The 21,050-nt window shown below is 70.5% G+C and carries 19 protein-coding genes; 10 read left to right on the top strand and 9 right to left on the bottom strand.

What is annotated here, in order from left to right; genetic code table 11:
- Positions 1-61 precede the first annotated feature (61 nt).
- The gene (locus R2B38_RS02250; protein ID WP_318014692.1) at positions 62-1,153 is read right to left on the bottom strand and encodes a sugar ABC transporter substrate-binding protein; all 1,092 of its coding nucleotides are present in this window, start codon (positions 1,151-1,153) and stop codon (positions 62-64) included.
- Positions 1,154-1,503: 350 nt separating this feature from the next.
- Here R2B38_RS02250 and R2B38_RS02245 point away from each other — a divergent pair, with 350 nt between their 5' ends.
- Entirely contained in the window at positions 1,504-2,394 is an 891-nt protein-coding gene (locus tag R2B38_RS02245) for a helix-turn-helix domain-containing protein (protein WP_318014691.1), read from the top strand.
- 49 nt (positions 2,395-2,443) lie between these two features.
- On the opposite strand, the gene R2B38_RS02240 is transcribed toward R2B38_RS02245, so the two are convergent.
- Together R2B38_RS02240 and R2B38_RS02235 are read right to left on the bottom strand one after the other, a co-directional pair.
- Positions 2,444-3,259 carry an SAM-dependent methyltransferase gene (locus R2B38_RS02240; protein ID WP_318014690.1) on the bottom strand — a complete coding sequence of 272 codons (816 nt, stop codon included), beginning with the start codon at positions 3,257-3,259 and terminating at the stop codon, positions 2,444-2,446.
- Between the two features lie 162 nt (positions 3,260-3,421).
- Entirely contained in the window at positions 3,422-4,612 is a 1,191-nt protein-coding gene (locus R2B38_RS02235) for an MFS transporter (RefSeq protein ID WP_318014689.1), read from the bottom strand.
- Positions 4,613-4,934: 322 nt separating this feature from the next.
- Here R2B38_RS02235 and R2B38_RS02230 point away from each other — a divergent pair, with 322 nt between their 5' ends.
- Both R2B38_RS02230 and R2B38_RS02225 read left to right on the top strand, forming a co-directional pair.
- Complete coding sequence (locus R2B38_RS02230) at positions 4,935-5,405, top strand: hypothetical protein (protein ID WP_318014688.1); 471 nt, start codon at positions 4,935-4,937, stop codon at positions 5,403-5,405.
- A gap of 263 nt (positions 5,406-5,668) precedes the next feature.
- Positions 5,669-6,820 carry an acyl-CoA dehydrogenase family protein gene (locus tag R2B38_RS02225; RefSeq protein ID WP_318014687.1) on the top strand — a complete coding sequence of 384 codons (1,152 nt, stop codon included), beginning with the start codon at positions 5,669-5,671 and terminating at the stop codon, positions 6,818-6,820.
- On the opposite strand, the gene R2B38_RS02220 is transcribed toward R2B38_RS02225, so the two are convergent.
- From R2B38_RS02220 to R2B38_RS02195, 6 genes are all read right to left on the bottom strand, one after another.
- A complete protein-coding gene (locus R2B38_RS02220) occupies positions 6,814-7,425 on the bottom strand; it encodes a PaaI family thioesterase (RefSeq protein WP_318014686.1) in 612 nt (203 codons plus the stop codon). The genes R2B38_RS02225 and R2B38_RS02220 overlap by 7 nt on opposite strands.
- A gap of 29 nt (positions 7,426-7,454) precedes the next feature.
- The gene (locus R2B38_RS02215) at positions 7,455-8,429 is read right to left on the bottom strand and encodes an LLM class flavin-dependent oxidoreductase (RefSeq protein WP_318014685.1); all 975 of its coding nucleotides are present in this window, start codon (positions 8,427-8,429) and stop codon (positions 7,455-7,457) included.
- Positions 8,426-10,852, bottom strand: a complete 2,427-nt coding sequence (locus R2B38_RS02210) for a GNAT family N-acetyltransferase (RefSeq protein WP_318014684.1) — start codon at positions 10,850-10,852, stop codon at positions 8,426-8,428. The genes R2B38_RS02215 and R2B38_RS02210 overlap by 4 nt, the downstream gene beginning before the upstream one ends.
- Before the next feature lie 14 nt (positions 10,853-10,866).
- Positions 10,867-11,946 (bottom strand): amidohydrolase family protein, encoded by a 1,080-nt coding sequence (locus R2B38_RS02205; RefSeq protein WP_318014683.1) that lies wholly within the window; start codon positions 11,944-11,946, stop codon positions 10,867-10,869.
- A gap of 121 nt (positions 11,947-12,067) precedes the next feature.
- Positions 12,068-13,033, bottom strand: a complete 966-nt coding sequence (locus R2B38_RS02200; RefSeq protein WP_318014682.1) for an electron transfer flavoprotein subunit alpha/FixB family protein — start codon at positions 13,031-13,033, stop codon at positions 12,068-12,070.
- Positions 13,034-13,174: 141 nt separating this feature from the next.
- Entirely contained in the window at positions 13,175-13,936 is a 762-nt protein-coding gene (locus tag R2B38_RS02195; protein WP_318014681.1) for an electron transfer flavoprotein subunit beta/FixA family protein, read from the bottom strand.
- Positions 13,937-14,099: 163 nt separating this feature from the next.
- On the opposite strand from R2B38_RS02195, the gene R2B38_RS02190 reads away from it, so the two are divergent.
- The 7 genes from R2B38_RS02190 to R2B38_RS02160 are packed head-to-tail and all read left to right on the top strand — an operon-like array spanning position 14,100 to position 21,009.
- Positions 14,100-15,422, top strand: coding sequence for a phenylacetate--CoA ligase family protein (locus R2B38_RS02190; protein WP_318014680.1), 1,323 nt, complete (start codon positions 14,100-14,102; stop codon positions 15,420-15,422).
- Positions 15,422-16,156 (top strand): hypothetical protein, encoded by a 735-nt coding sequence (locus tag R2B38_RS02185; RefSeq protein ID WP_318014679.1) that lies wholly within the window; start codon positions 15,422-15,424, stop codon positions 16,154-16,156. Before R2B38_RS02190 ends, R2B38_RS02185 begins: the two co-directional genes overlap by 1 nt.
- Positions 16,157-16,158: 2 nt before the next feature.
- A complete protein-coding gene (locus tag R2B38_RS02180; protein WP_318014678.1) occupies positions 16,159-17,070 on the top strand; it encodes an SDR family oxidoreductase in 912 nt (303 codons plus the stop codon).
- Positions 17,071-17,074: 4 nt separating this feature from the next.
- Positions 17,075-17,518 carry a Zn-ribbon domain-containing OB-fold protein gene (locus R2B38_RS02175; RefSeq protein ID WP_318014677.1) on the top strand — a complete coding sequence of 148 codons (444 nt, stop codon included), beginning with the start codon at positions 17,075-17,077 and terminating at the stop codon, positions 17,516-17,518.
- Positions 17,515-18,663, top strand: a complete 1,149-nt coding sequence (locus R2B38_RS02170; RefSeq protein ID WP_318014676.1) for a thiolase family protein — start codon at positions 17,515-17,517, stop codon at positions 18,661-18,663. Before R2B38_RS02175 ends, R2B38_RS02170 begins: the two co-directional genes overlap by 4 nt.
- A 13-nt stretch (positions 18,664-18,676) precedes the next feature.
- Positions 18,677-19,897, top strand: a complete 1,221-nt coding sequence (locus R2B38_RS02165; RefSeq protein WP_318014675.1) for an acyl-CoA dehydrogenase family protein — start codon at positions 18,677-18,679, stop codon at positions 19,895-19,897.
- A complete protein-coding gene (locus R2B38_RS02160; RefSeq protein WP_318014674.1) occupies positions 19,894-21,009 on the top strand; it encodes an acyl-CoA dehydrogenase family protein in 1,116 nt (371 codons plus the stop codon). The genes R2B38_RS02165 and R2B38_RS02160 overlap by 4 nt, the downstream gene beginning before the upstream one ends.
- Positions 21,010-21,050 lie beyond the last annotated feature (41 nt).

Raw genomic sequence — 21,050 nt, 5'->3', positions numbered from 1 at the left:
TCCGGTTTCTGTCGGGGGAGTTGGCGATCGGCGAAGCCCGGCGGTCAGCGGTGGGCGGCCGTCAGGCGCAGGAGAGGATCTTGTCGGCGAACTGCTTCTTCAGCTCGGCGGTCTTCGCCTGCCGCGCCGTGTCGTAACCGGCGACGTTCGCCTTGGTGACGACGAACGAACCCGAGTCCACCTCCACGCCCGGGGAGCGCACCGTGCACTGCTTCGTCTGGAGCAGCGCCAGCGCCCAGACCCCGATCTCGGCCTGTCCGACCGGGTTCTGTACGACGGTGGCGGTGACCGTGCCCTGCCTGATGCCGCTGAGGATCTTGGCGTCGTCGTCGATGGCGATGACCTTCGCCTTGGAACCGGACGACTTGACGACGTCGGCCGCGGCGACGGCCGGGTTGTAGGCGGTCGCGACGATGCCCGTGATCTGACCGCCCTTCGCCGCCATCAGGTCGGACACCGCCTTCTGCGCGGTCTGCAGGTCCGTGTCGATGTCGGTGATGGTCTGGAGGAGCTTGACCTTGCCGCCCGACTCCTTCACGGCCTGGGCGACGCCCTTGATCCTCAACTGTGTGTTGGCGTCAACGTTGTTGCCGGTGAGGTGGACCAGGGTTCCCTTGCCGCCCATGGCCGCGATCGCCGCCCTCGCGGCTTTGTAGGCGGCGAGTTGGACGTCCGTGGAGAGACAGAAGTCGGCGTCGTCCTTGTCGCCCGCGGGGCACGAACCCAGCGAAGCCACCGGGAAACCCTGCGACTTGAGATCCGCGAAGGTCGAGTTGATGTCGGTGGGGGAGACGCCGAACACTCCGAACGCGTTGTAGCCGCGGGCCGCGAGCGTCGACAGCAGGTTGTTCTGCTTCTGCTGGTCCCACTCCGCCGTCTCGTCGAAGGCGACGGCTCCGAGACCGTACGTCTTCTTCGCGGCGGCGCCCGCGGTCTTCCAGGGCTGGAAGTACGGGTGGGCGCCGCCCGGCACGAGGGCGACCTTGGTCCCGGAGGCGTCCCCGAGTTCGGCGCCGCCACCGGTCCGGGCGGCCGGCGCGGCCTGACTGCCGGACTGCGCACCGGAGTTCTTGTAGGTACAGGCCGCTGTCCCCGTCGCCAGCAGGGCGACGGCGACAACTCCGGGCAGGACAGATCTGGTTGGGAAGCGCATGACCCACCCCTGCGGATTCAAGTAGGAATCAGATAGGAAATCGATGCGGTGATCGTGGGGGAGGGAGCCGGGCGCGTCAAGGCCTGCGGCATGAACTGGTCTGGTGGATAGGGTTTTTGTGACTCCGGCGGACCGTGCTCGCGTCCGCCGCTGGGATCGGCTGCGCGCGAAATCATATAGGAAATGCCTACGTGTCGGCCTGGCCGTAAAGGTACAGATCATTCCCGCGAGTCGAAGATCGCGGGCCCGGCAGCCCTCTAGGATGGCTGGCTTCAGCGTCCGCCGGCGCGCACGTCGTGGACGTACAACTCGCGGGCGTGCAGGGGCAGTTCACCGCAGGGAGATCGTGCATGGGTTCCGATGAGGTCTTAACCACGCCGCTGGACGGGCTGTCGGCCGGCCCCGTGGTGCCGCGGCTGGTGCTGGGCGCGCGGTTGCGTGAACTGCGGGAGGAGCGGCACATCGCCCGCGTGGTCGCCGGTGAGGCCATCCGCGCCTCCCGCTCCAAGATCAGCCGCCTGGAGGCCGGCCGCCACCGCTTCAAGCCGCGCGACGTGGCCGACCTGCTCACCCTCTACGGCCTCACGGACGAGGCCGAGCGCGCCACCCTGCTGGCCCTCGCCGAGGAGGCCAACTCCCCTGCCTGGTGGCAGCACTTCAACGATGTGGTGCCCACGTGGGCGCGGGCCTACCTCGGGGCCGAGCAGGCGGCGAGCCTGGTCCGCTGCTTCGAGGTCCAGCGCGTTCCCCACCTGCTGCAGACCCCGGACTACGCGCGGGCCTCCCTCCGGCTCACCCACGCGGGCGCCGGGCGGGCGGAACTCGACCGGCGGGTCAAGCTGCGGATGACACGGCAGCGGATTCTGCGCCGGCGGCCGGCGGCGCAGCTCTGGGCCGTGATCGACGAGGCGGCGCTGCGGCGTCCGGTGGGCGGAATCGGCACGATGCGGGCCCAGTTGAGGCATCTCATCGAGATCTGCCGGCTGCCGCAGGTCACCGTCCAGGTGATGCCGTTCCTCGCGGGCGGGCACGCGGGGGAGGCCGGTCCGGTGACCATCCTGCGGCTGCCCGGGGGCCGGCTGCCCGACATGGTCTACCTGGAGCAGCGGGTCACCGCCCTCTATCCCGACCGGCCGACCGAGATCGAGTGCTACTGGGACGTCATGAACCGGCTGGTGGTGGAGGCGGAATCGCCGGAGGAGACTCCGACGATCCTGCATCGCATCCTTCAGGAGACGTGATCCGTCAAAGGACGTGATCCTTCCAAGGACCTGAACTGCCGGGCGGGTTCTAGCGCTTGAGGGCGACACCGCCGTACTGGTGGACTTCCGCGGGCAGGCCCCAGGCGCTCTCGTCGGGGCGCCAGCGCGAGCAGGAGGCCACGCCCGGTTCGATCAGTTCCAGGCCCTCGAAGAAGCCCGCGATCTGCTCGGGGCTGCGCAGGATGTACGGGATCGAACCGCCCTCGTTGTACTGGCGGATGGCGTCGACGTAGGCCTCGCTGGTGTCGGTGCTGTCGTACTGCACGAGGTAGCTGCCGGCGGGCAGGGCGTCCACCAGGCGCCGTACGATCGCGCGCGCCTCGTCGTAGTCCTCGATGTGGCCCAGGATGCCCATCAGCATGAGGGCGACGGGCTTGTCGAAGTCCAGGGTCTTGGCGGCCTCGCGCACGATGGTGGCCGGGTCGCGGAGGTCGGCGTCGACGTAGTTGGTGACGCCCTCCGGGGAACTGGTGAGCAGCGCGCGGGCGTGGGCCAGCACCAGCGGGTCGTTGTCGACGTAGACGATGCGGCACTCGGGTGCCACGCGCTGGGCTATCTCATGGGTGTTGTCCACGCTGGGCAGTCCGGTGCCGATGTCCAGGAACTGCCGGATGCCCTCCTCGCCGGCCAGGTGACGGACGGCGCGGGCGAGGAAGTACCGGGCGGCGCGGGCGCCGGTCTCTATGCCGGGGAAGATCTCGCGGAACGCGTCACCGGCGAGGCGGTCCACCTCGTAGTTGTCCTTGCCGCCCAGCCAGTAGTTCCAGATCCGGGCCGACTGCGGCACCGTGGTGTCGAACCTGGCGAGCGGATCCTGCTCGGAGTTGTCTGCCGCTTCGGTCATGGACGCTCCTGTGCTTTACGGCGGTGAGAACCACGGAACCGTCGAAGATCGGCCGTGGACACCCACGTTATTACCCCGTGGCGCGGCTCATGCGCCTCGTCGGCCTCAACTGCCCTTACAGGCACGCTCGTTGGCTGGTTCGCTGCGCCCGGTGACGTGGAATCAGCCCTCTGCGGCGTGCCGGGTGAGGAATCCGATTCCGGCCGCGACGGCGGCGAGTACGGCCACGCTGGTGAGGGCGGCGGGGAGGGAGTACCAGTCGGCCATGAAGCCGATGGCGGGCGGTCCCAGGAGCATGCCGCCGTAGCCGAGGGTGGAGGCGATGGCGACTCCGTCGGGACCGGCGAGGGTGCCGGCGCGTTCGACGGCGACGGGGAAGAGGTTGGCGAGGCCGAGCCCGGTGATCACGAAGCCGAGGACGGCCGCCCACAGGGTGGGTGCGAGCGCGCCGAGCAGCATGCCGAGGGCGGCGGTCGTGCCGCCGGCGACGAGGGTGCGGGTGCGGCCGAGCCGTTCGAGCAGCCGGGTGCCGGAGAGCCGGCCCGCGGTCATGGCGAGCGCGAAGCAGGAGTAGCCGATCGCGGCCGCACCGGCGGTGGCGTCGAGGTCCTGCTCCAGGTGCAGGGCGCTCCAGTCGGCGAGCGCGCCCTCGCCGAAGGCGGTGCAGAGCGCGATCAGGCCGAAGGTGAAGACGAGGCTGCGGGTGCGGGGGGTGAGGCGGCGGGGGGCGGTCTCCTGCTTCGGGGCGTCCTTCGGGGCGTCCTTCGGGGGTTCGGGGGGAGCCGGGGGCTTCAGGCGCAGCAGATCGCGCCCTACGACGGCGGTGACGAGCAGGCCGATCACGGTGAGGCAGAACAGGTGCTGGGTCGGGGTCAGGAACCCGGCGACCAGTCCGCCGAGCCCTGCGCCGACCATCCCGCCGAGGCTGAACGCGGCGTGGAAGCTGGGCATGATGGGCCGCCGCATGGCCCTGACCAGGTCGACGGCCGCGCTGTTGAACGCGACGTTGATCCCGCCGTAGGCCGCGCCGAAGACCAGGAGGACGAGGCCGAGGGTGAGGGGGGAGTGGGTGAGCGGGGGGAGGGAGACGCTCAGGGAGAGCAACACGGCGCAGACGACGGTGACTTGGTGGTTGCCGTAGCGGTGGCAGAGGCGGCCGGTGAGCATCATCGTGATGACGGCGCCGGCGGAGACGCCGAGGAGCGCGAGTCCGAGAGTGCTGGCCGATGCGCCGGTCTGTGCCTTGATGGCGGGGATGCGGACGACCCAGCCGGCGAAGATGAAGCCGTCCAGGGCGAAGAACGCGGTGAGGGTGATCCGGAGTCGGGTGAGGTCGGTGGGGGTGCCCGGCACGGCGTTGTGCGTTCGGGGTTTGTTTATTTGCGGCACAAAATCAGGCTAGGCGGAGGGGAGGCGTAGGGGCAAGGGCGGGGTGCGAGGCCGTCGTGTGCGGAGTGCGCCCCTTCGCCGTAGGTGCGACCGGGCGAAGCTGAACGCCGGGGCCCGGTGGGCGACTTGGGGTGAGGCTGTTCACTTCTTGGTCGATTCTTGTTGGGGCGTCTGCCGTTACTGTCTGGCGTGCGCACGGGGCGATGACCATGAATCGCCACCATGAATCGACGACCACAAGACGACAAGAGCCAGTATCCGTGGTTTCCGAATACGGGAGAAACACGTGAAGGTACTTCGCCTGCCGTTCGTCCTCGCCGTCGCACTGGCGGCCCTGTTGGGTACTCTCGCATCGCCCGCTTCGGCGGTGGAGCGTACCTGCTACGGGAAAACGGGCAACTTCAACTCCAACTGGCTTCTCCTGGTGGACTGGGACCGAGGCGAAAGCGAATGCTTCGGTGTCGCGCCGTCCGGCAGTATCTGGCACACCTGGCAGACCGCCGACACGTGGTACGAGATGCCGGGCAACGGCCGTGCCACGTATGTCGCAAATGCTTATGACATCTACGACGGAATTTCCTCGAGCGCTCAGAACATCGGCAAAGCCGTGAAAGTCGTCACGACGAGTAGTTCTTACTGCAGCTATCTTGACTACGCGACCAACACCTGGGGTGGCTGGTACGAGGTCTCCACTTCCAGCACATGCACGAGCTCACCCAACATCGGGTACGAGGCCACGCATTGGCTCCTTCAGTAGGGCGTAGCCGCGCTCAATGCTCACAGGGCAGTTGCCTCGCGAGAGGCGGCTGCCCTGTGGTGTGTGGCCGGGACGGCGGTTGGCCGGCGGATGTGGGGCTCGACCGTGCGGGCGGTCCGTCGGGCCGGGCCCGGGTGCCGAAGCGGACGGCTCGGTCGGTGACGAGGGCCTCAGGTACGGAAGGTGCGTTCCTGCGGACCATCCTATCCGCTAACATAGAATAATTAGCTAGATGAATAGCCTAGTGCTGTCGAGGAGTGGCCGTGGACTTCGGGCTGACCGACGAGCAGGACCTGTTGCGGGCGACGGCACGGCAGTTCGTCGCCGACGTGTGCCCGGCCGAGAGGGCCAAGCAGTGGGACGAGGAGGGCGTCGTGCCGCCCGAGCTGTTCCGCGGTATGGCCGATCTGGGGTGGTTCTCCCTCCCGTTCAGTGAGGAGGAGGGCGGCGACGGCGGTGGCCCGCTCGAACTCATCCTGATCGCCGAGGAGTTGGGGCGGGCCAGTTTCGACGTCGCCATGTGCTACATCGGCGTGCTCATCCCCGGGATCACCGTGTTCCGGTGGGGCAGCGAGGCGCAGCGCGACTTCATCCGTGAGCGGGTGATGACGGGGCGCCACCGGCTCGCCGTCGGCCTCAGCGAGCCGGACAGCGGGTCCGACGCCGCCGCCCTGCGCACCACCGCCGAGGACCACGGCGACCAGTTCCTCGTCCGCGGCCAGAAGGCGTGGTGCACCGGCGGCGGCCTGCCCGACACCACCATCGCGACCTATGTGCGGACCGGACCCCGCGAGCCCAAGCACGGCGGCATCAGCCTGCTGCTCGTCGACCCCGCGACGGACGGTGTCGAGGTGCGCCGGACGCCGACGCTGGCCCGGCACATCCTCGGCACCAACGAGGTCTTCTTCAACGACGCCCTGGTCCCGAAGGAGAACCTCGTCGGCCCGCGCGACGAGGGCTGGAAGGTCATGCTCTCCAACATCGAGCTGGAGAAGGTGATCATCACCGGCGGTTATCTGGGCGCCGCTCAGGCCACGCTGGACGAGATGCTGGAGTACTCCCGCACCCGGCACGCCTTCGGCCGTCCGATCGGGAACTTCCAGGCCCTCGCCCACGCCATGGCCGACCTGCAGACCGAGATCGACTCCGCCCGGCTGCTCGCGTACCGCGCCGCCTGGCTACTGGCCCAGGGCAAGCCGTGCACGCGGGAGGGTTCGATGGCCAAGCTGAAGGGGTCGGAGACGTATGTGGCGGCCGCCCGGCTCGGGATGCAGGTGTGTGCCGGGCACGGTTTCTCGACCGAGAGCGTGATGAGCTTCCGCTACCGGGAGTCGATCGTGGCCACGATCTCCGGGGGAACCAGCCAGATCCAGCGCAACGGGATCGCCCGGAGCATGGGGCTGCGGTCCTACTGACCCGAGCCTTCGACCTGGCCTCCGCCCTTGACCTGGCCCCCGCCCTTGACCTGGCTTCCGCTCTCGCCCTCGCCTCCGGCTTCCTGGGCGGTCAGCCAAGCCTCGTGCCGCGCGAAGTGGCCCTGGTCGCGGGTCACCCAGATCCCGGAGACCCGGGCCAGTACGGCACGGGTCGGCAGCAGGACCATCTCGCCCGCGATGTACCAGCGCCGGCCCTCCCGGCGTTCGACCCAGGCTCGGACATCCAGCGGCCGTTCCACCGGCACCGGCTTCACGAAGCTCACGCTCAACTCCGCCGTGACGCTCAACACCCGGTGCAGCAGCGGGAGATGACCGAGACAGTCGTCCAGTACGGCCGCCGTCCAACCGCCGTGGGCGACATTCGGGCCGCCCTCCTGGTCGCGGGGACAGGTGAGTTCGAAGACCGCCACGCCGTCGGCGTCGAGCCGTTCGCCCTCCACACCCAGACGGCAGGAACCGGCGACACGGCACGCGCCGCACAGCGCCACGCCGCCGGGGGTGCGGGGCGGCTCCTGGAAGTCGGCGCCCGCCCAGAGCCCGGTCGGCGTCGTGGCTCCAGCAGCTCCATCAGTCGTACTCGTCACGCCGCTTCTCCTCGGATCAGACATGCGGATCAGACATCGGCAAGCAACGGACGCAGCTTCCCGGCGATCAACTGGACCTGCCGGGCGACCATCTCCTCGGGCATCCCGGCCAGCGAGGCCCACAGGAACACCCCTTCGACCGGCAATCCGGCGACGTACGCCTTGATGGCCTCGGCGGTGTCCTGCGGGGTGCCGTAGAGGAACTGACCGACACCCGTCGCGCGCAGCCCCGTCTCCCGCCACTTCTCGGGATCGATGGGGCGGGGAGCGGGCTGGTCGGTCCCCTCGACCATGTACCGGCGATAGCTGTCCCACTGGTACGCCAGGTGCTTGCGCACCACCGGCCAGTCGCCGTCGGGGTCCTCGGTGACGAACGTGGTGAACGAACCCTGCATCCGGGCCGTCGACACGTCGTGGCCGCCCTCGGCGAGCCCCTCCCGGTACGGCGTGAGCAGCGCCGGGTTGAGGGACAGCAGCCCGGTGCCCAGCCGTCCGGCCCGGCGCGCGCCCTGCGGGCCCTGGTAGCCGAGCCAGATGGGCAGCGGGTCCTGGACCGGGCCGGGGGTGACCAGGGACTCCGACCACAGGGCGCGGATCTCCCGCACCCGCTGGTCCGTCGTGGAGTAGCGCTTGGCGAGGTCGGCGCCGTAGAGCCGGTACTCGGGTACCCGGTAGCCGGTGCCGAGGCCGAGGTCCAGGCGGCCGTCGCTGATGATGTCGACGATCGCGGCCTGTTCGGCGAGTTCGGGGGCCGCGTGCAGGGGTGCGGGGATGACTGCCGTGCCCAGCCGGATTCTGTTCGTGCGGGCGGCGACCGCGGCGGCCATGGTGAGCGGCTGCGGAAGGTATCCGTCCTCGAAGCCGTGGTGTTCGGAGAACCAGACCGAGTCGAGGCCGAGCCGGTCCGCCTCCTCGCACATCTCCAGGGCGAATCCGTAGGCGCGTGACCAACTCCGTTGCCAGGGCGGGGGGTTGCGCATGTCGAAGTAGATGCCGACCTTCATGAGGGGCCACCTCTCCTTGTGTCGTCGGTGAGTCGGATCGTCACGCGGGTGACGGCGACGCCGTCACCGGGCGGCAGCAGCCGCACCGGACGCAGGTCCATGGACTCGATCTCGGGCAGGTCCTCGACCATCGCGGAGATACGGAGGACGGTCTCCTCAAGGGCCGCCAGGTCCACCCCCGGGCCGCCCACCCGGCCGTCCAGCAGCGGGGCCGCCCGCAGCGAGCGGATCATCTCGCGGGCGTCGCGGTCGCTGAGCGGGGTGATCCGGTGGGCGACGTCGGCCATGAGGTCGGCGTAGTCCCCGGTGAGACCGAACGCGATCACCGGGCCGAAGACCGGGTCCGCGCGCACGGAGAGGAACGCGTCCGGGCCCGGCGCGTGCGGGTCCCGTACGGAGATGCCGTACGAGTCCAGCAACTCGGCGGCGAGCTGCGGCGGTACGGCTCCGGGAACGCACCCGGCGATCAGCGAGCGGGCCCGGTCCGTGTCGACCTCCGGGAGGTCCGGTATGACACCCGCAGGGGTGTTGCGCCACGTCTGGTACGCCGCCGCGTGGCCGAGCGAGGTCGCCGCGGACTCGGGGAACGCGTAGGTCGGGACGACGAGTTCACCCCGGTGCAGGAGATCGGCGACGCCCGCCCCGCCCAGGAAACTCGCCAACACCGGCTTCCCGGGCGCGGCTTCGGCCGCGTCGAGGATCGCCGCCGCCACCTCGTCGGGCTTGTCCGCCAGCGGGGGCATGAAGAGGACCACGGCGGCGTCGATGCCGTCGTCGGCCAGTACCGCGTCCAGCGCCCGCCGGTAGTGCGCGGCGGTGGCCGTGGGCGTGAGGTCGACCGGGTTGGTGACGTCCGCGCGGGGCGAGAGAGCCGTACGGAGGAAGTGCCGTACGGGCTCGCCGAGTTCGGGCACCCGCAGGCCGCTTGCCTCGCACGCGCCGACGGTCAGCGCGGCGGGACCGCCCGCGTTGGTGATCACGGCGACCCGGTTGCCCGGCGGGGGCGGCTGATGCGCCAACAGGAGTGCTACGTCGAAGAGTTCCTGGAGGCTGCGGGTGCGGATGACACCGGACTGGGCGAAGAGCGAGTCGACCGCCGCGTCCGCGTGCCCCGGGTGCACCGCGACGATCGGCTTGCGCGGCGCGACCCGGCGCGCGATGCGGGTGAAGCGACGCGGATTGCCGAAGGTCTCGACGTGCAGCAGGACCACCGAGGTCTCGGGGTCCTCCTCCCACCACTGGAGCAGGTCGTTGGTGGAGACGTCCACGGCGTGGCCCACCGACACGAACCCGGAGAAGCCCAGCCGCAGCCGCCGGGCGAAGTCGAGCACCGCGAGCCCGAGCGGCCCGGACTGACTGGACATGGCGACCCGGCCCGGCGTCGGCAGCGCGGGGGAGAAGGTCGCGGCCAGCCGGGCAGCGGGCGTCGTGTTGACCACGCCCATGCAGTTCGGGCCCACCAGCCGCATCCCGGAGGCGCGGGCGAAGCGGGCCAGCTCCAGCTCGGTCGCCCGACCCTCGACTCCCGTCTCCCCGAAGCCCGTTGAGACGACGACCACCGCCTTGACGCCGGCCTCCGCGCACTCCCGTACGACATCGGGCACCGCCTCGGCCCGTACGGCGACCAGCGCCAGGTCGGGCACCTCGGGAAGCTCCCGGACGTTCGGGTACGCCCGTGTCCCCGCGACTTGCTCGGCCCGCGGATTGACCGGGAAGACGCTGCCGCGGAAACCGCCCCGCAGCAGGTTGGCGACGATCTCGTGGCCGATGGTCAGCGGGCTGCGGTTCGCGCCGATCACCGCGACCGAGCGGGGTTCGAGCAGCGGTCGCAGGGAACGTCGTACGGCCGTGTGTTCGCGGCGCTCGGCGCGGGCGACGGCCTGGGCCTGCGGGTCGACGGCGATCTCGAAGTGGACGATCTGGCCGGGCGGCCCGGATTCCACCCGGAAGCCGGAGCCGAGGAACACGTTGATCATGCGGGTGTTGTCGGCGAGGACGTCGGCCTCCAGGACCCGGATGCCCCGGGTGCGCGCGGCGGCGGCGATGTGCTCCAGGAGCAGCCTGCCGAACCCCTCGCTCTGGTGGTCGTCGCGGATGGTGAAGGTGACCTCCGCGTGTTCCGGCTCCTCGGGGTCGCGGACGTAGCGCACCAGGCCCGCGATCTCGTCGCCGGCCAGCGCGACGAGCGCCAGTTCGTTGAGGTAGTCCACGTGCGCGCCGCGCCGGATGACGTCGTCGCGGGCGCGCACCACCGGGCCGAGGGACCGGTACGCCAGGGTCGCCCGGGACAGCCCGCCGACGAACGCGACCAGGCGGTCGGCGTCCTCCGGCCGGACCGGCCGGACGAAGGTCGACCGGCCGGTGCGCACGAGGCCCGGTCGTTCCAGATCCTCGGGATACGGCGGACCGCTCGGACCGCTCATCGGGGTGTCGCCGCTCAGACGGCCGCCTCCTGGGGAGTCTGCTCGGGCAGGCTGAACAGCTCGTCGAAGGTGCCGCGGGTGACGCGCTCGCGGATGTCCGCGGACACACCGTCGAACAGCTCGTGCAGGGTGGACTGGGTGTGGCCGTAAGTGCCTTCCAGGTGGGGGTAGTCGTCGCCCCACATCACGTTGCGGTAGCCCGTCGACTCGACGATCTCCACCGAGCTCTTGTCGTGCTGGAAGGAGGCGTACACCTGCTGCCTGATGATCTCGCTGGGCAGCCGGCTGAGCTTCGGCCGGACGAACATGCCGTGCTGACGGTAGGCCTCGTCCATCCGGTCGCCGATGGCCGGCACCCAGCCCGCGCCGCCCTCCGCGATGAGGATCTTCAGGTCGGGGTGCCGGTCCAGGGCGCCGCCCGCGACCATGTGGGACACGACCCGCATGCCCGGATACGTCGTCTCCATGTAGTTGACGACCGCGCCGCCTGGGCCGCGGAAGACGACGTTCTCGCCGCCCGTACCGATGTGGAAGCCCAGGGTCAGTCCGGCCCGCTCGGCCGCCGTCCACAGCGGTTCCCAGCGGTCGAGGGCGTACTCCTCGCCGGGCCGGGTCTGGCACGGCAGGAAGACGGACTGGAAGCCCATCTCCGCCACGCGCTCGACCTCGGCGACCGCGTCCTCGACATTGGCCGTCGACACGCAGGCGGGAGTGATGATGCGCTTCTGCTTCCCGAGGACCTCGGAGTGCGCCCAGTCGTTCCAGGCTCGTACGGTCTCGCGGGCGAGTTCCCGCTCGGTGATCGACACCAGCCAGAACCCCATGGAGGGGAAGGCCAGTTGACCCCACACGCCCTCCTGGTCCAGGTCCTTCAGGCGGACCTGGAGGTCACGGGCGCCCGGTGGCCGCATGGCGTCCATGAAGTCGTTGAGCTGGCGGTCGATGCGCTCGCCGTCGATGTACAGCACCTCGTACTTGTCACCGCGCTCACTGCGCGGCGCCCGGTCGGCGAGGCGCGGCGGCAGCGCCTGGATCCACAGGTCGTCGGGTTCCATCACGTGGGAGTCCCCGGAGTTGACCCAGATCTTCGTCATGGCGCTCCTTCGGGTCAATAGATGCAATCAGTTAGCGATTTTAATCGTATCGGCGGGCGGACGGAAGGGTGGGAAGGGGTGGAGATCGGCGAGGGCGTGGAGATCGGCGAGGGCGTGGAGATCAGCTCCGTCGCCGGTCGATCTCCTCCACCAGCTGCGGAAGCACCTGGAAGAGATCTCCTACGACGCCGTAGTCGGCGAGTTCGAAGATGGGGGCGTCCTTGTCCTTGTTGACGGCGACGATGGTCTTGGACGTCTGCATGCCCGCGCGGTGCTGGATCGCTCCGGAGATTCCGGCGGCGAGGTAGAGCTGCGGGGAGACCTGGGTGCCGGTCTGGCCGACCTGGTGGCTGTGCGGGTACCAGCCCGCGTCTACGGCGGCCCGGGACGCTCCGACCGCCGCGCCCAGGGTGTCGGCGACGCGTTCGATGAGGGCGAAGTTCTCTGCGCCGTTCACGCCCCGGCCGCCGGAGACGACGATGTCGGCCTCGGCCAGTTCGGGGCGGTCGCCACGTTCCCGGGGTGTGTGGGAGAAGACCTTCGCGGCGGCGGAGGCCGGGCCGAAGGTGACGTCCCACTTCTCCAACTCGGCTGTGACGGGGGCCGGTTCGGGTGCCGTGGCGTTCGGCTTCACCGTGATCACCGGGATGCCCCGCGTGATGTGCGCCGTGACCTGGTGGGTCGCCGCGAACGCGGACTGCTCGGTGACCGGGCGGCCGTCCTCGCCCGCCGTGATGTCGACCGCGTCCGTGATCAGCCCCGACTCCAGGCGGAGCGCGACCCGGGCGGCCGTCTCCTTGGTGTCCGGGCCGGAGGGCAGCAGGATCGCCGCCGGGGCGGTGCTGCCGGCGATCTGGGTGAGGGCGTCGACGGCCGGAGTGACGAGGAGTTCCCCGACCTCGGGTGCGTCCACGACGTACACCTTGTGCGCGCCGAACCGGCCGAGGGTGTCGGCCGCGGCGTCCGCGCCCGGGCCGAGGAAGACGGCGGAGGGCTCGCCCAACCGGCGTGCCAGGGTGAGCAGTTCGAGGGTCGGCTTGCGGACGGTGCCGTCCAGGTGGTCGACGAGGACGAGGATCTCGGCCACGGTGCTGGGCTCCTTGGGTCGGGCAGGTGCACTTGCCGTTCAGGCGAACGCGTCGGACAGGCGACCTTGTCGGTCAGACGGACGGGCCGTTCAGGCGAACGTGTTGGACGGGCGGCCTTGTCGGTCAGACGGACGGGCTGGTCAGGCGAACTTCTTGGCGGTGAGGAACGCGGCCAGCCCGATGCCGCCCGTCCCGTCGTCGGAGACGAGTTCTCCCTTGGTGCGCGGCGGACGCCTGGTCGCGGTGTCCACCGCCGACCGCGCGGCCGTACGGCCGACCTGTCCGGGGTCGATCCCGAGATCGGCGAGGCCGAGAGTCTCCACCGGCTTCTTCTTCGCGGCCATGATCCCCTTGAAGGAGGGGTAACGGGCGTCACCGGAACGGTCGGTCACCGAGACCACGGCCGGCAGCGCGCTCCGGACCCGCACCGACGCGAAATCGCTCTCCCGGCGGCCGGTCACCGTGCCGTCCGCCACCGCCAGTTCTTCGAGATGGGTGACGGCGGGGACCCCGAGCCGTTCCGCCAGCAGCGCCGGTACGACGCTCATGGTGCCGTCCGTCGAGGCCATCCCGCACAGGACGAGGTCGAAGCCGTGGCGCTCGATCGCCCCGGCCAGCACGAGCGAGGTGCCGAACACGTCGCTGCCCTCGATGTCCTCGTCGCTCACGTGGATCGCCGAGTCGCCGCCCATCGCGAGCGCCTTGCGCAGGGCGTCCTTTGCGTCGTCCGGGCCGACGGTGAGGTAACAGATCTCCACGTCCGGGCCCGACTCGGCGATCCGCAGGGCCTGTTCGACGGCGTACTCGTCGAGTTCGGACAGCAGCGAGTCGACCGACCCGCGGTCGGTGGTGCCGTCCTCGGTGAAGGTGCGGTCCGCCGTGGCGTCGGGCACGTGCTTCACGCAGACAACGATCTTCACATCGCCCTCCCGAGGGTCTAATGAGTGCTAATAGTTAACTATATAGATCGAGCGAGCGCGAGAGTTCCCCGAGATTCAGTCGAATTAGTTGACTGATTGCGCTGATAGCTGGAAGATCTGGGCAGCTGAGCCGCGAGGAGGCGCCATGGCCGGAGACAGGGACACCGCTGACAGGTACTTCGAGCCACAGGTGGAGACCATGGCCCGGGACCAGCTGCGGGCCCGGCAGGAAGAGCGGGTGGTGGAACTCGTCGAGTACGCCTACGCGAACTCCGCCTTCTATCAAGCACTTTGGGACGAGCACGGGGTGCACCCGCGCGACGTCCGCACCCTCGACGACTTCCGGGACCGCATCCCGTTCATCACCAAGGACATGGTGCGCGCCCATCGGGCCCGTACCGGCGACCCCTTCGGCGGGCTGCTCTGCGTCCCGGCCGAGGAGCTGACCTCCGTCTCCTCCAGCTCGGGCACCACCGGTGACCCGGAGTTCTTCGCCGAAATCTGGGAGGGAGCGCCGCCCTTGGTCACCGCGCAGGTGCGTGACCTGTGGGAACTCGGCCTCAGGCCCGGGGACCGGGTGCTGAGCCCGCCCGGCACCTTCCGCAACCTCATGGACCCCGGCTACCAGGCGCTCGGCGCGGTCGTCATCGAGGTGGACACCTGGCTCGGGAAGATGGACGAGGTCGTCGAGGCCCTGCGCACCTACCGCCCGGCCTACCTCCAGATGATGTATCCGCAGATGGTCGAGCTGGAGCACCTGGCCGCCCGGACGGACCTCAAGGAGGCGTTCTCCTCCCTCAAGGGCGCCTCCTGCGCCGGGCAGCCCCTCAGCCGGAAGATGCGCGAGCGGATCCGCGAGGACTGGGGCATCGACGTCTACGAGTACACCAGCGCCGCCGACACCGGCACCGCCTGGGAGTGCCGCGAGCACGACGGCTTCCACCTCTGGGAGGACACCGTCTTCGCGGAGTGCGTCGAGGTCGACGAGCACGGCTGGCGCGACGCGGCGGAGGGAGACCTCGGCGAACTGGTCGCCACCGACCTCGACAACCGGGCCGCGCCGCTGATCCGTTACCGCAGCGAGGACCTCGTCCGGCTGTCCCGGGACCGCTGCGGCTGCGGGCGCACCCACGCCCGGATGTGGGTGGCCGGCCGGCGCGGCGACGAGACCCTCGTCCAGGGGCGTTCCGTGGTCCTGCGGGACATCTGGCAGGCGGTCGAGGACCAGCCCGAGACCGTGGCGGGCGTCTTCCAGATCGTCCGCGCCGGACGCGAGGTCGACGAACTGCGCCTGCGCGTCGGCTACGACCCCCGGCTCACCGACGACGTCGACGCCCTGGCCGGACGCCTGGGCGAGGCCGTGCGCGAGCGGACCGGCGTCAAGCCGGTGCTCGACATGCGCACCGAGGAGGACCTGTTGAAGACCATGACCAGCGTCGCCAAGTTCCCCCGGGTGGTGAAGAGCTGATGACCCGCGCCGACACCCTGGCCCGGGCCCGGACCCTCGACCGGCCCGAACTCGCCTACCTCGTACGCTTCCCCACCGCCGACGGCATCCGGGACGTGGAACTGACCTGGGCGGAACTCGCCCGCGACACCGACTGGGCCACCGCCAGGCTCCGGGACCACGGACTGGCCGCGGGACAGCGGGCGTTGCTGACCACCTCCGGCTTCGAGGGCTTCTGGGGGCACGCGATGATCGGCGCCCTGCGCACCCTGAAGGTGACGTACGGCATCGCCGAGGCGATGGGCTGGGACCACCGCAGGACCGCGGTCTTCCACCGCGAACTCGACCCGCACGCGGTCATCGGCCTGTCGGCCGAGACCCTTGAGGGGCTGGCCGGTGCGGCCGACGTCGGTGAGATGTTCCGGACGACGCCGGTCGTACTGGCCCGGCCCGCCGCCGTCCCCGTACTGCGCGGGGTGGGCGTGTCCGCCGCCCTGATGGCGGCCGTCGGACCTGCCCTCGCGCTCGAATGCCCCGAGCGCGGCGGCGCGCACGTCAACGCCGCCGAGTGGCGGGTCGGCGCGCGGGACGGGCAGCTGTCCGTGGCGGCGGGGGAGGAGCGCACCTCGCTGCTTCCCGAGACCCCGCTCGGCATCGCCGGGCGCGTGCTCACCGGCCGCTGCGCCTGCGGCAGCGAGGATCCGCGGGTCCTCTTCGCCGGGACCACCAACCAGTCACCGTCATCGAGGAGTTGAGGATGTCCGAAGGAGTGGTCGACGGCCGGGTCGTGGTCGTCACCGGCGCCGGCAACGGGATCGGCCGGGCCCACGCCCTGGCGTTCGCCGCGCACGGCGCGAAGGTCGTGGTCAACGACCTCGGCGGCGCGCGCGACGGCGGAGGCGCCTCCGCCGGACCCGCCCAGACCGTGGTCGACGAGATCGTCGCGGCCGGCGGCGAGGCGGTGGCCAACACGGACGACATCTCCGCCTGGGACGGCGCCGGCCGCCTCGTCCGGCAGGCCGTCGACACCTACGGTGGCCTGGACGTCCTGGTCAACAACGCGGGCATCCTGCGGGACCGGATGATCGTGTCGATGACCGAGCGGGACTGGGACAGCGTGCTCGCCGTCCACCTCAAGGGCAGCTTCGCCACCCTGCACCACGCCGCCGCGTACTGGCGCGAGCGTGCCAAGGCCGGTCACGGCAACGACGCCCGGGTCATCAACACGACCTCCCCGTCCGGCATCTTCGGCAACCCCGGTCAGTCGAACTACGGCTCGGCCAAGGCCGGCATCGCGAGCCTCACCGTCATCGCCGCCGCCGAACTCGCCCGCTACGGCGTGACGGTGAACGCCATCGCGCCCACCGCGCTCACCCGGCTGACCGAGGACATCGAGATGATGAGACAGGCCGCCGAGGCCCAGGACCTCACCCCCGAGGCCATCTCCCCGCTGGTGGTGTGGCTCGGCTCGGCCGCCTCGCGCGAGGTCACCGGCCGGGTCTTCGGCGTCGTCGGCAACCGCATCACCGTCCTGGAGGGCTGGGTCAACGGCCCCGGCGCGAGTGCGGAGTCGCGCTGGACACCGGAGGAACTGTCCTCCGTCGTCCCGAACTTGGTGGCCAAGGCTGCTCCGAACGCCGACGCGCTCGGCAACAGGAATGGGGCATGAGGACATGACGACCACTCAAATACCAGTCGCCGAGGGCCTGTTCACCTGGCCGCCCGACGAGAGCACGCCCCTTCGTCTCATCGGCTCCGAGTGCACGGCCTGCGGACTGGTGAGCTTCCCCGCCGCCTCGGACTGCGTGCGGTGCGCGAGCACGGAGTCCAAGGAACGGCTCCTGGCGGAGCGCGGGACGCTCTGGACGTACACCACCCAGGATTTCCGACCGCCGTCCCCGCCGTACGACGGACCCGAGGCCTTCGAGCCGTACGCGGTCGGGTACATCGAACTCCCCGGCGAACTGCTGGTCGAGGCCCGCCTGACCGAACCCGACCCCGACAAGCTGCGGATCGGGCAGGACATGCGGCTGACGCTCGTGCCGTACCGCGTGCAGGACGACGGAACCGAGGTCGTGACGTTCGCGTTCGCCCCGGCCGAGGAGGAGACACCGTGACCGAGGCCGTCATCATCGGCGTGGGGCTCCATCCCTTCGGCCGGTTCCCCGGAAAGCCCGCACTGGACATGGGCGCGGACGCGGTACGGCTCGCGCTCGCCGACGCTGGCGTCAACTGGCCGCAGATCCAGGGCGGTTACATCGGCAGCTACGAGGTCGCCAACCCGGACGCCATCGTCGCCCGGCTCGGCCTGACCGGCGTACCGCTGCGCGGGGTGTTCAACGGCTGCGCCACGGCCGGTACTTCGGTGGCGCTGGCCGCCCGCGCGATCGAGACCGGCGAGCACGACCTGACCATCGCGATCGGCCTGGACAAGCACCCGCGCGGGGCGTTCGCCGCCGACCCGTCCGTGGCCGGCATCCCTTCCTGGTACGGACAGACCGGCCTCTTCCTCACCACGCACTTCTTCGGCATGAAGATCAACCGCTACATGCACGACCACGGCATCTCCCACGAGACGCTCGCGCGCGTCGCGGCCAAGAACTTCGGCAACGCGGCCCGGAACGAGAAAGCCTGGCGCCGAACTCCCTTGTCCGTGGCGGAGATTCTGGCCTCGCCCGTGCTCAACCACCCCCTCCGCCAGTACATGTACTGCGGCCCGGACGAAGGTGCGGCGGCCCTCGTGCTGTGCCGGGCCGACCAGGCCCACAGGTACACCGGGAAGCCCGTACGGATCCGGTCGACAGCCCTGCGCAGCCGCCGGCTCGGCGCCTTCGAGGTGCAGAGCCCGTCGTTCCCGGTCGGGGAGGTCGTCGCGAGCCCGACCGTGGACGCCTCGCGGGAGGCCTACGAACGCGCGGGCATCGGACCCGAGGACGTCGACGTCGCCCAACTCCAGGACACCGACGCCGGATCGGAGGTCATCCACATGGCCGAGAACGGCCTCTGCAAGGACGGCGAACAGGAACGCCTCATCGCCGAGGGCGCCACCGAGATCGGCGGCAGACTCCCGGTCAACACCGACGGCGGACTCCTCGGCAACGGCGAACCGATCGGCGCGTCAGGACTGCGCCAGATCCACGAGATCGTCCTCCAACTGCGCGGCGCGGCGGGAGACCGGCAGATCCCCGGCACCCCACGCGTCGGCTACACCCACCTGTACGGCGCGCCTGGCGTGTCGGCGGTCACCATCCTGAGCACCTGAGGGCGGAGCGGACATGGCAGACGACATGCAGGACTTCGCGGCCGAGGCACGCGCCTTCCTCGACGCCCACGCGCCGAAGGCCCCCGACCGCACCGCCCCCGTCTGGGGCGAGGGCGACGACTCGATGGCCTACTTCAGCAGCCTCCCGCCCGAAGCGGAACGGCAACACGTCCAGCGGGCGCGCGACTGGCAGCGCGTCCGCCACGAGAACGGCTTCGGCTGGATCACCGGCCCGACGGAGTACGGCGGCCGGGGCCTGACCCCCGTCCACGACCTGGTCTACGACGCCGTCGAGTCCGAGTACGACGTCGCCGACACCGGAGTGCTGAGCGTGATCGGCCTCGGCATGATCGGACCGACGATCCTCGCGCACGCCCAACCACCCATCAAGGAGCGGTGGTTGCCCGCGATGTACCGCGGGGACGCCGTCGCCTGCCAGTTGTTCAGCGAACCCGGCGCCGGATCCGACCTGGCGAGCGTGGCCACCAAGGCGGTGCGCGAGGGCGACAGTTGGGTGCTGAACGGCCAGAAGGTGTGGACCTCGGTCGCCCAGCACAGCCAGATCGGGCTCGCCCTCACCCGCACGAACCCGGACGCGCCCAAACACCGAGGCATCACGGCCTTCCTGGTCCCCATGGACGTCCCCGGCGTCGAGGTCAGACCGCTGCGGCAGATGACCGGCGGCGCGGACTTCAACGAGGTCTTCCTCACCGACGTCCGCATCCCCGACGACCACCGGCTCGGCGAGGTCGACGGCGGCTGGACGGTCGCCCTGACCACCCTGATGAACGAGCGCGCGACGGTCGGCAGCGAGGGTGCGGGACCGGTGGCCGCCGCGCTGTCCCCGGACCACCTCTCGGCCCTGATGCGCGCCACCTGGACCTGGGACGACCGTGCCCTGCGCGCCCGGCTCGCGGAACTTCTCACGGACGCCCTGGCCACGGAGTACCTCAACTCCCGTGCCCTGCGCGGTCTGCGCGCCGGAGGCACGCCGGGTCCCGAGAGGTCCGTCTCGAAGCTGATGTACGGCCAGAACCTCACCCGCGCCGCACACTTCGTGTCCGACGTGCTCGGACCCCGGATCATCGCCGACACCGGGCAGTGGGGCACCTACGCCTGGTCCGAACTGCTCCTCGCCACCCCGGCGTTGCGCATCCTCGGCGGCACCGAGGAGATCATGAAGAACATCCTCGCGGAACGCGTCCTCGGACTGCCCAAGGAGGTGCGGTCATGACCGCCGACGACACCGGACTGCGCGAACTGCGGGCCTCCGTACGGGAGTTCCTGGAGGCCAAGTCACCCGAGGAGGCCGTCCGCAAGCTCATGGAGAGCGAGCCGCGCTTCGACCCGGCGGTGTGGGCGCAGGCGGCCGACCAACTGCGGTTGCCGGGCCTGGTGATCCCGGAGGAGTACGGCGGTGACGGCTTCGGCCTCGTCGAACTCGGCGTCGTACTGGAGGAGATGGGCCGAGCCCTGCTGTGCGCCCCCTTCTTCGCGACGGTCGTGCTCGCGGCCCAGGCGCTGCTCGCCTCCGGTGACCGGGAGGCCTGCGCACGTCACCTCCCCGGCATCGCGGCTGGCGGGACGACGGCCGCTCTCGCGGTGACGGAGGACAGCGGATCCTGGGACCCCGCCCTGATCTCCGCGCGCGCGGTGCCGGACGGGGACGGCGGCTGGAAGCTGACCGGCCGCAAGTCCTTCGTCATCGACGGTACGACCGCCGACCTGGTCCTTGTCGTCGCCCGCACGGTCGCCGGTCCCTCGCTCTTCGCGGTGGAGAGGGAAGCCTCGGGACTGGCGGCAGAGCCTATGGAGACGCTCGACGCCACCCGGGCGATGGCCCGGCTGACGTTCGACGCGGTGCCCGCGACACTCGTCGGCTCGGACGGGGCGGGCGGGCGCACCATGGCCAAGGTCCTGGACGTCGCGTCGGTCGCCCTCGCCGCCGAGCAGTCGGGCGGGGCCCGCAGGTGCCTGGAGATGAGCACCGAACACGCCCTTACCCGGCACCAGTTCGGCCGGCCGATCGGTGCCTTCCAGGCGGTCAAGCACAAGTGCGCGGACATGCTCGTCCAGGTCGAACTGGCCGAGGCCGCGTCCCTGGAGGCGGCGCGCCTGGCCGACGAGGGCTCCGCGGAGTTCCCCGTCGCCGCGGCCGTGGCGCACGCGTGCTGCTCACGGGCGTACATGTTCGCGGCCATGGAGAACATCCAGGTCCACGGCGGCATCGGCTTCACCTGGGAGCATCCGGCGCATCTGTACTTCCGGCGGGCCAAGTCTTCGCAGCTGCTGTTCGGCGGGCCGGCCGTGTACAACGAGCGGTTGTTGGACCGGCTCGGGATCTGAGGCGAGCACGAAGACGAGGGCCCCGGGAGTACCCCGGGGCC

Source organism: Streptomyces sp. N50, assembly GCF_033335955.1.
Taxonomy (GTDB): domain Bacteria; phylum Actinomycetota; class Actinomycetes; order Streptomycetales; family Streptomycetaceae; genus Streptomyces.
This window is presented reverse-complemented; position numbering and strand designations above follow the sequence as displayed.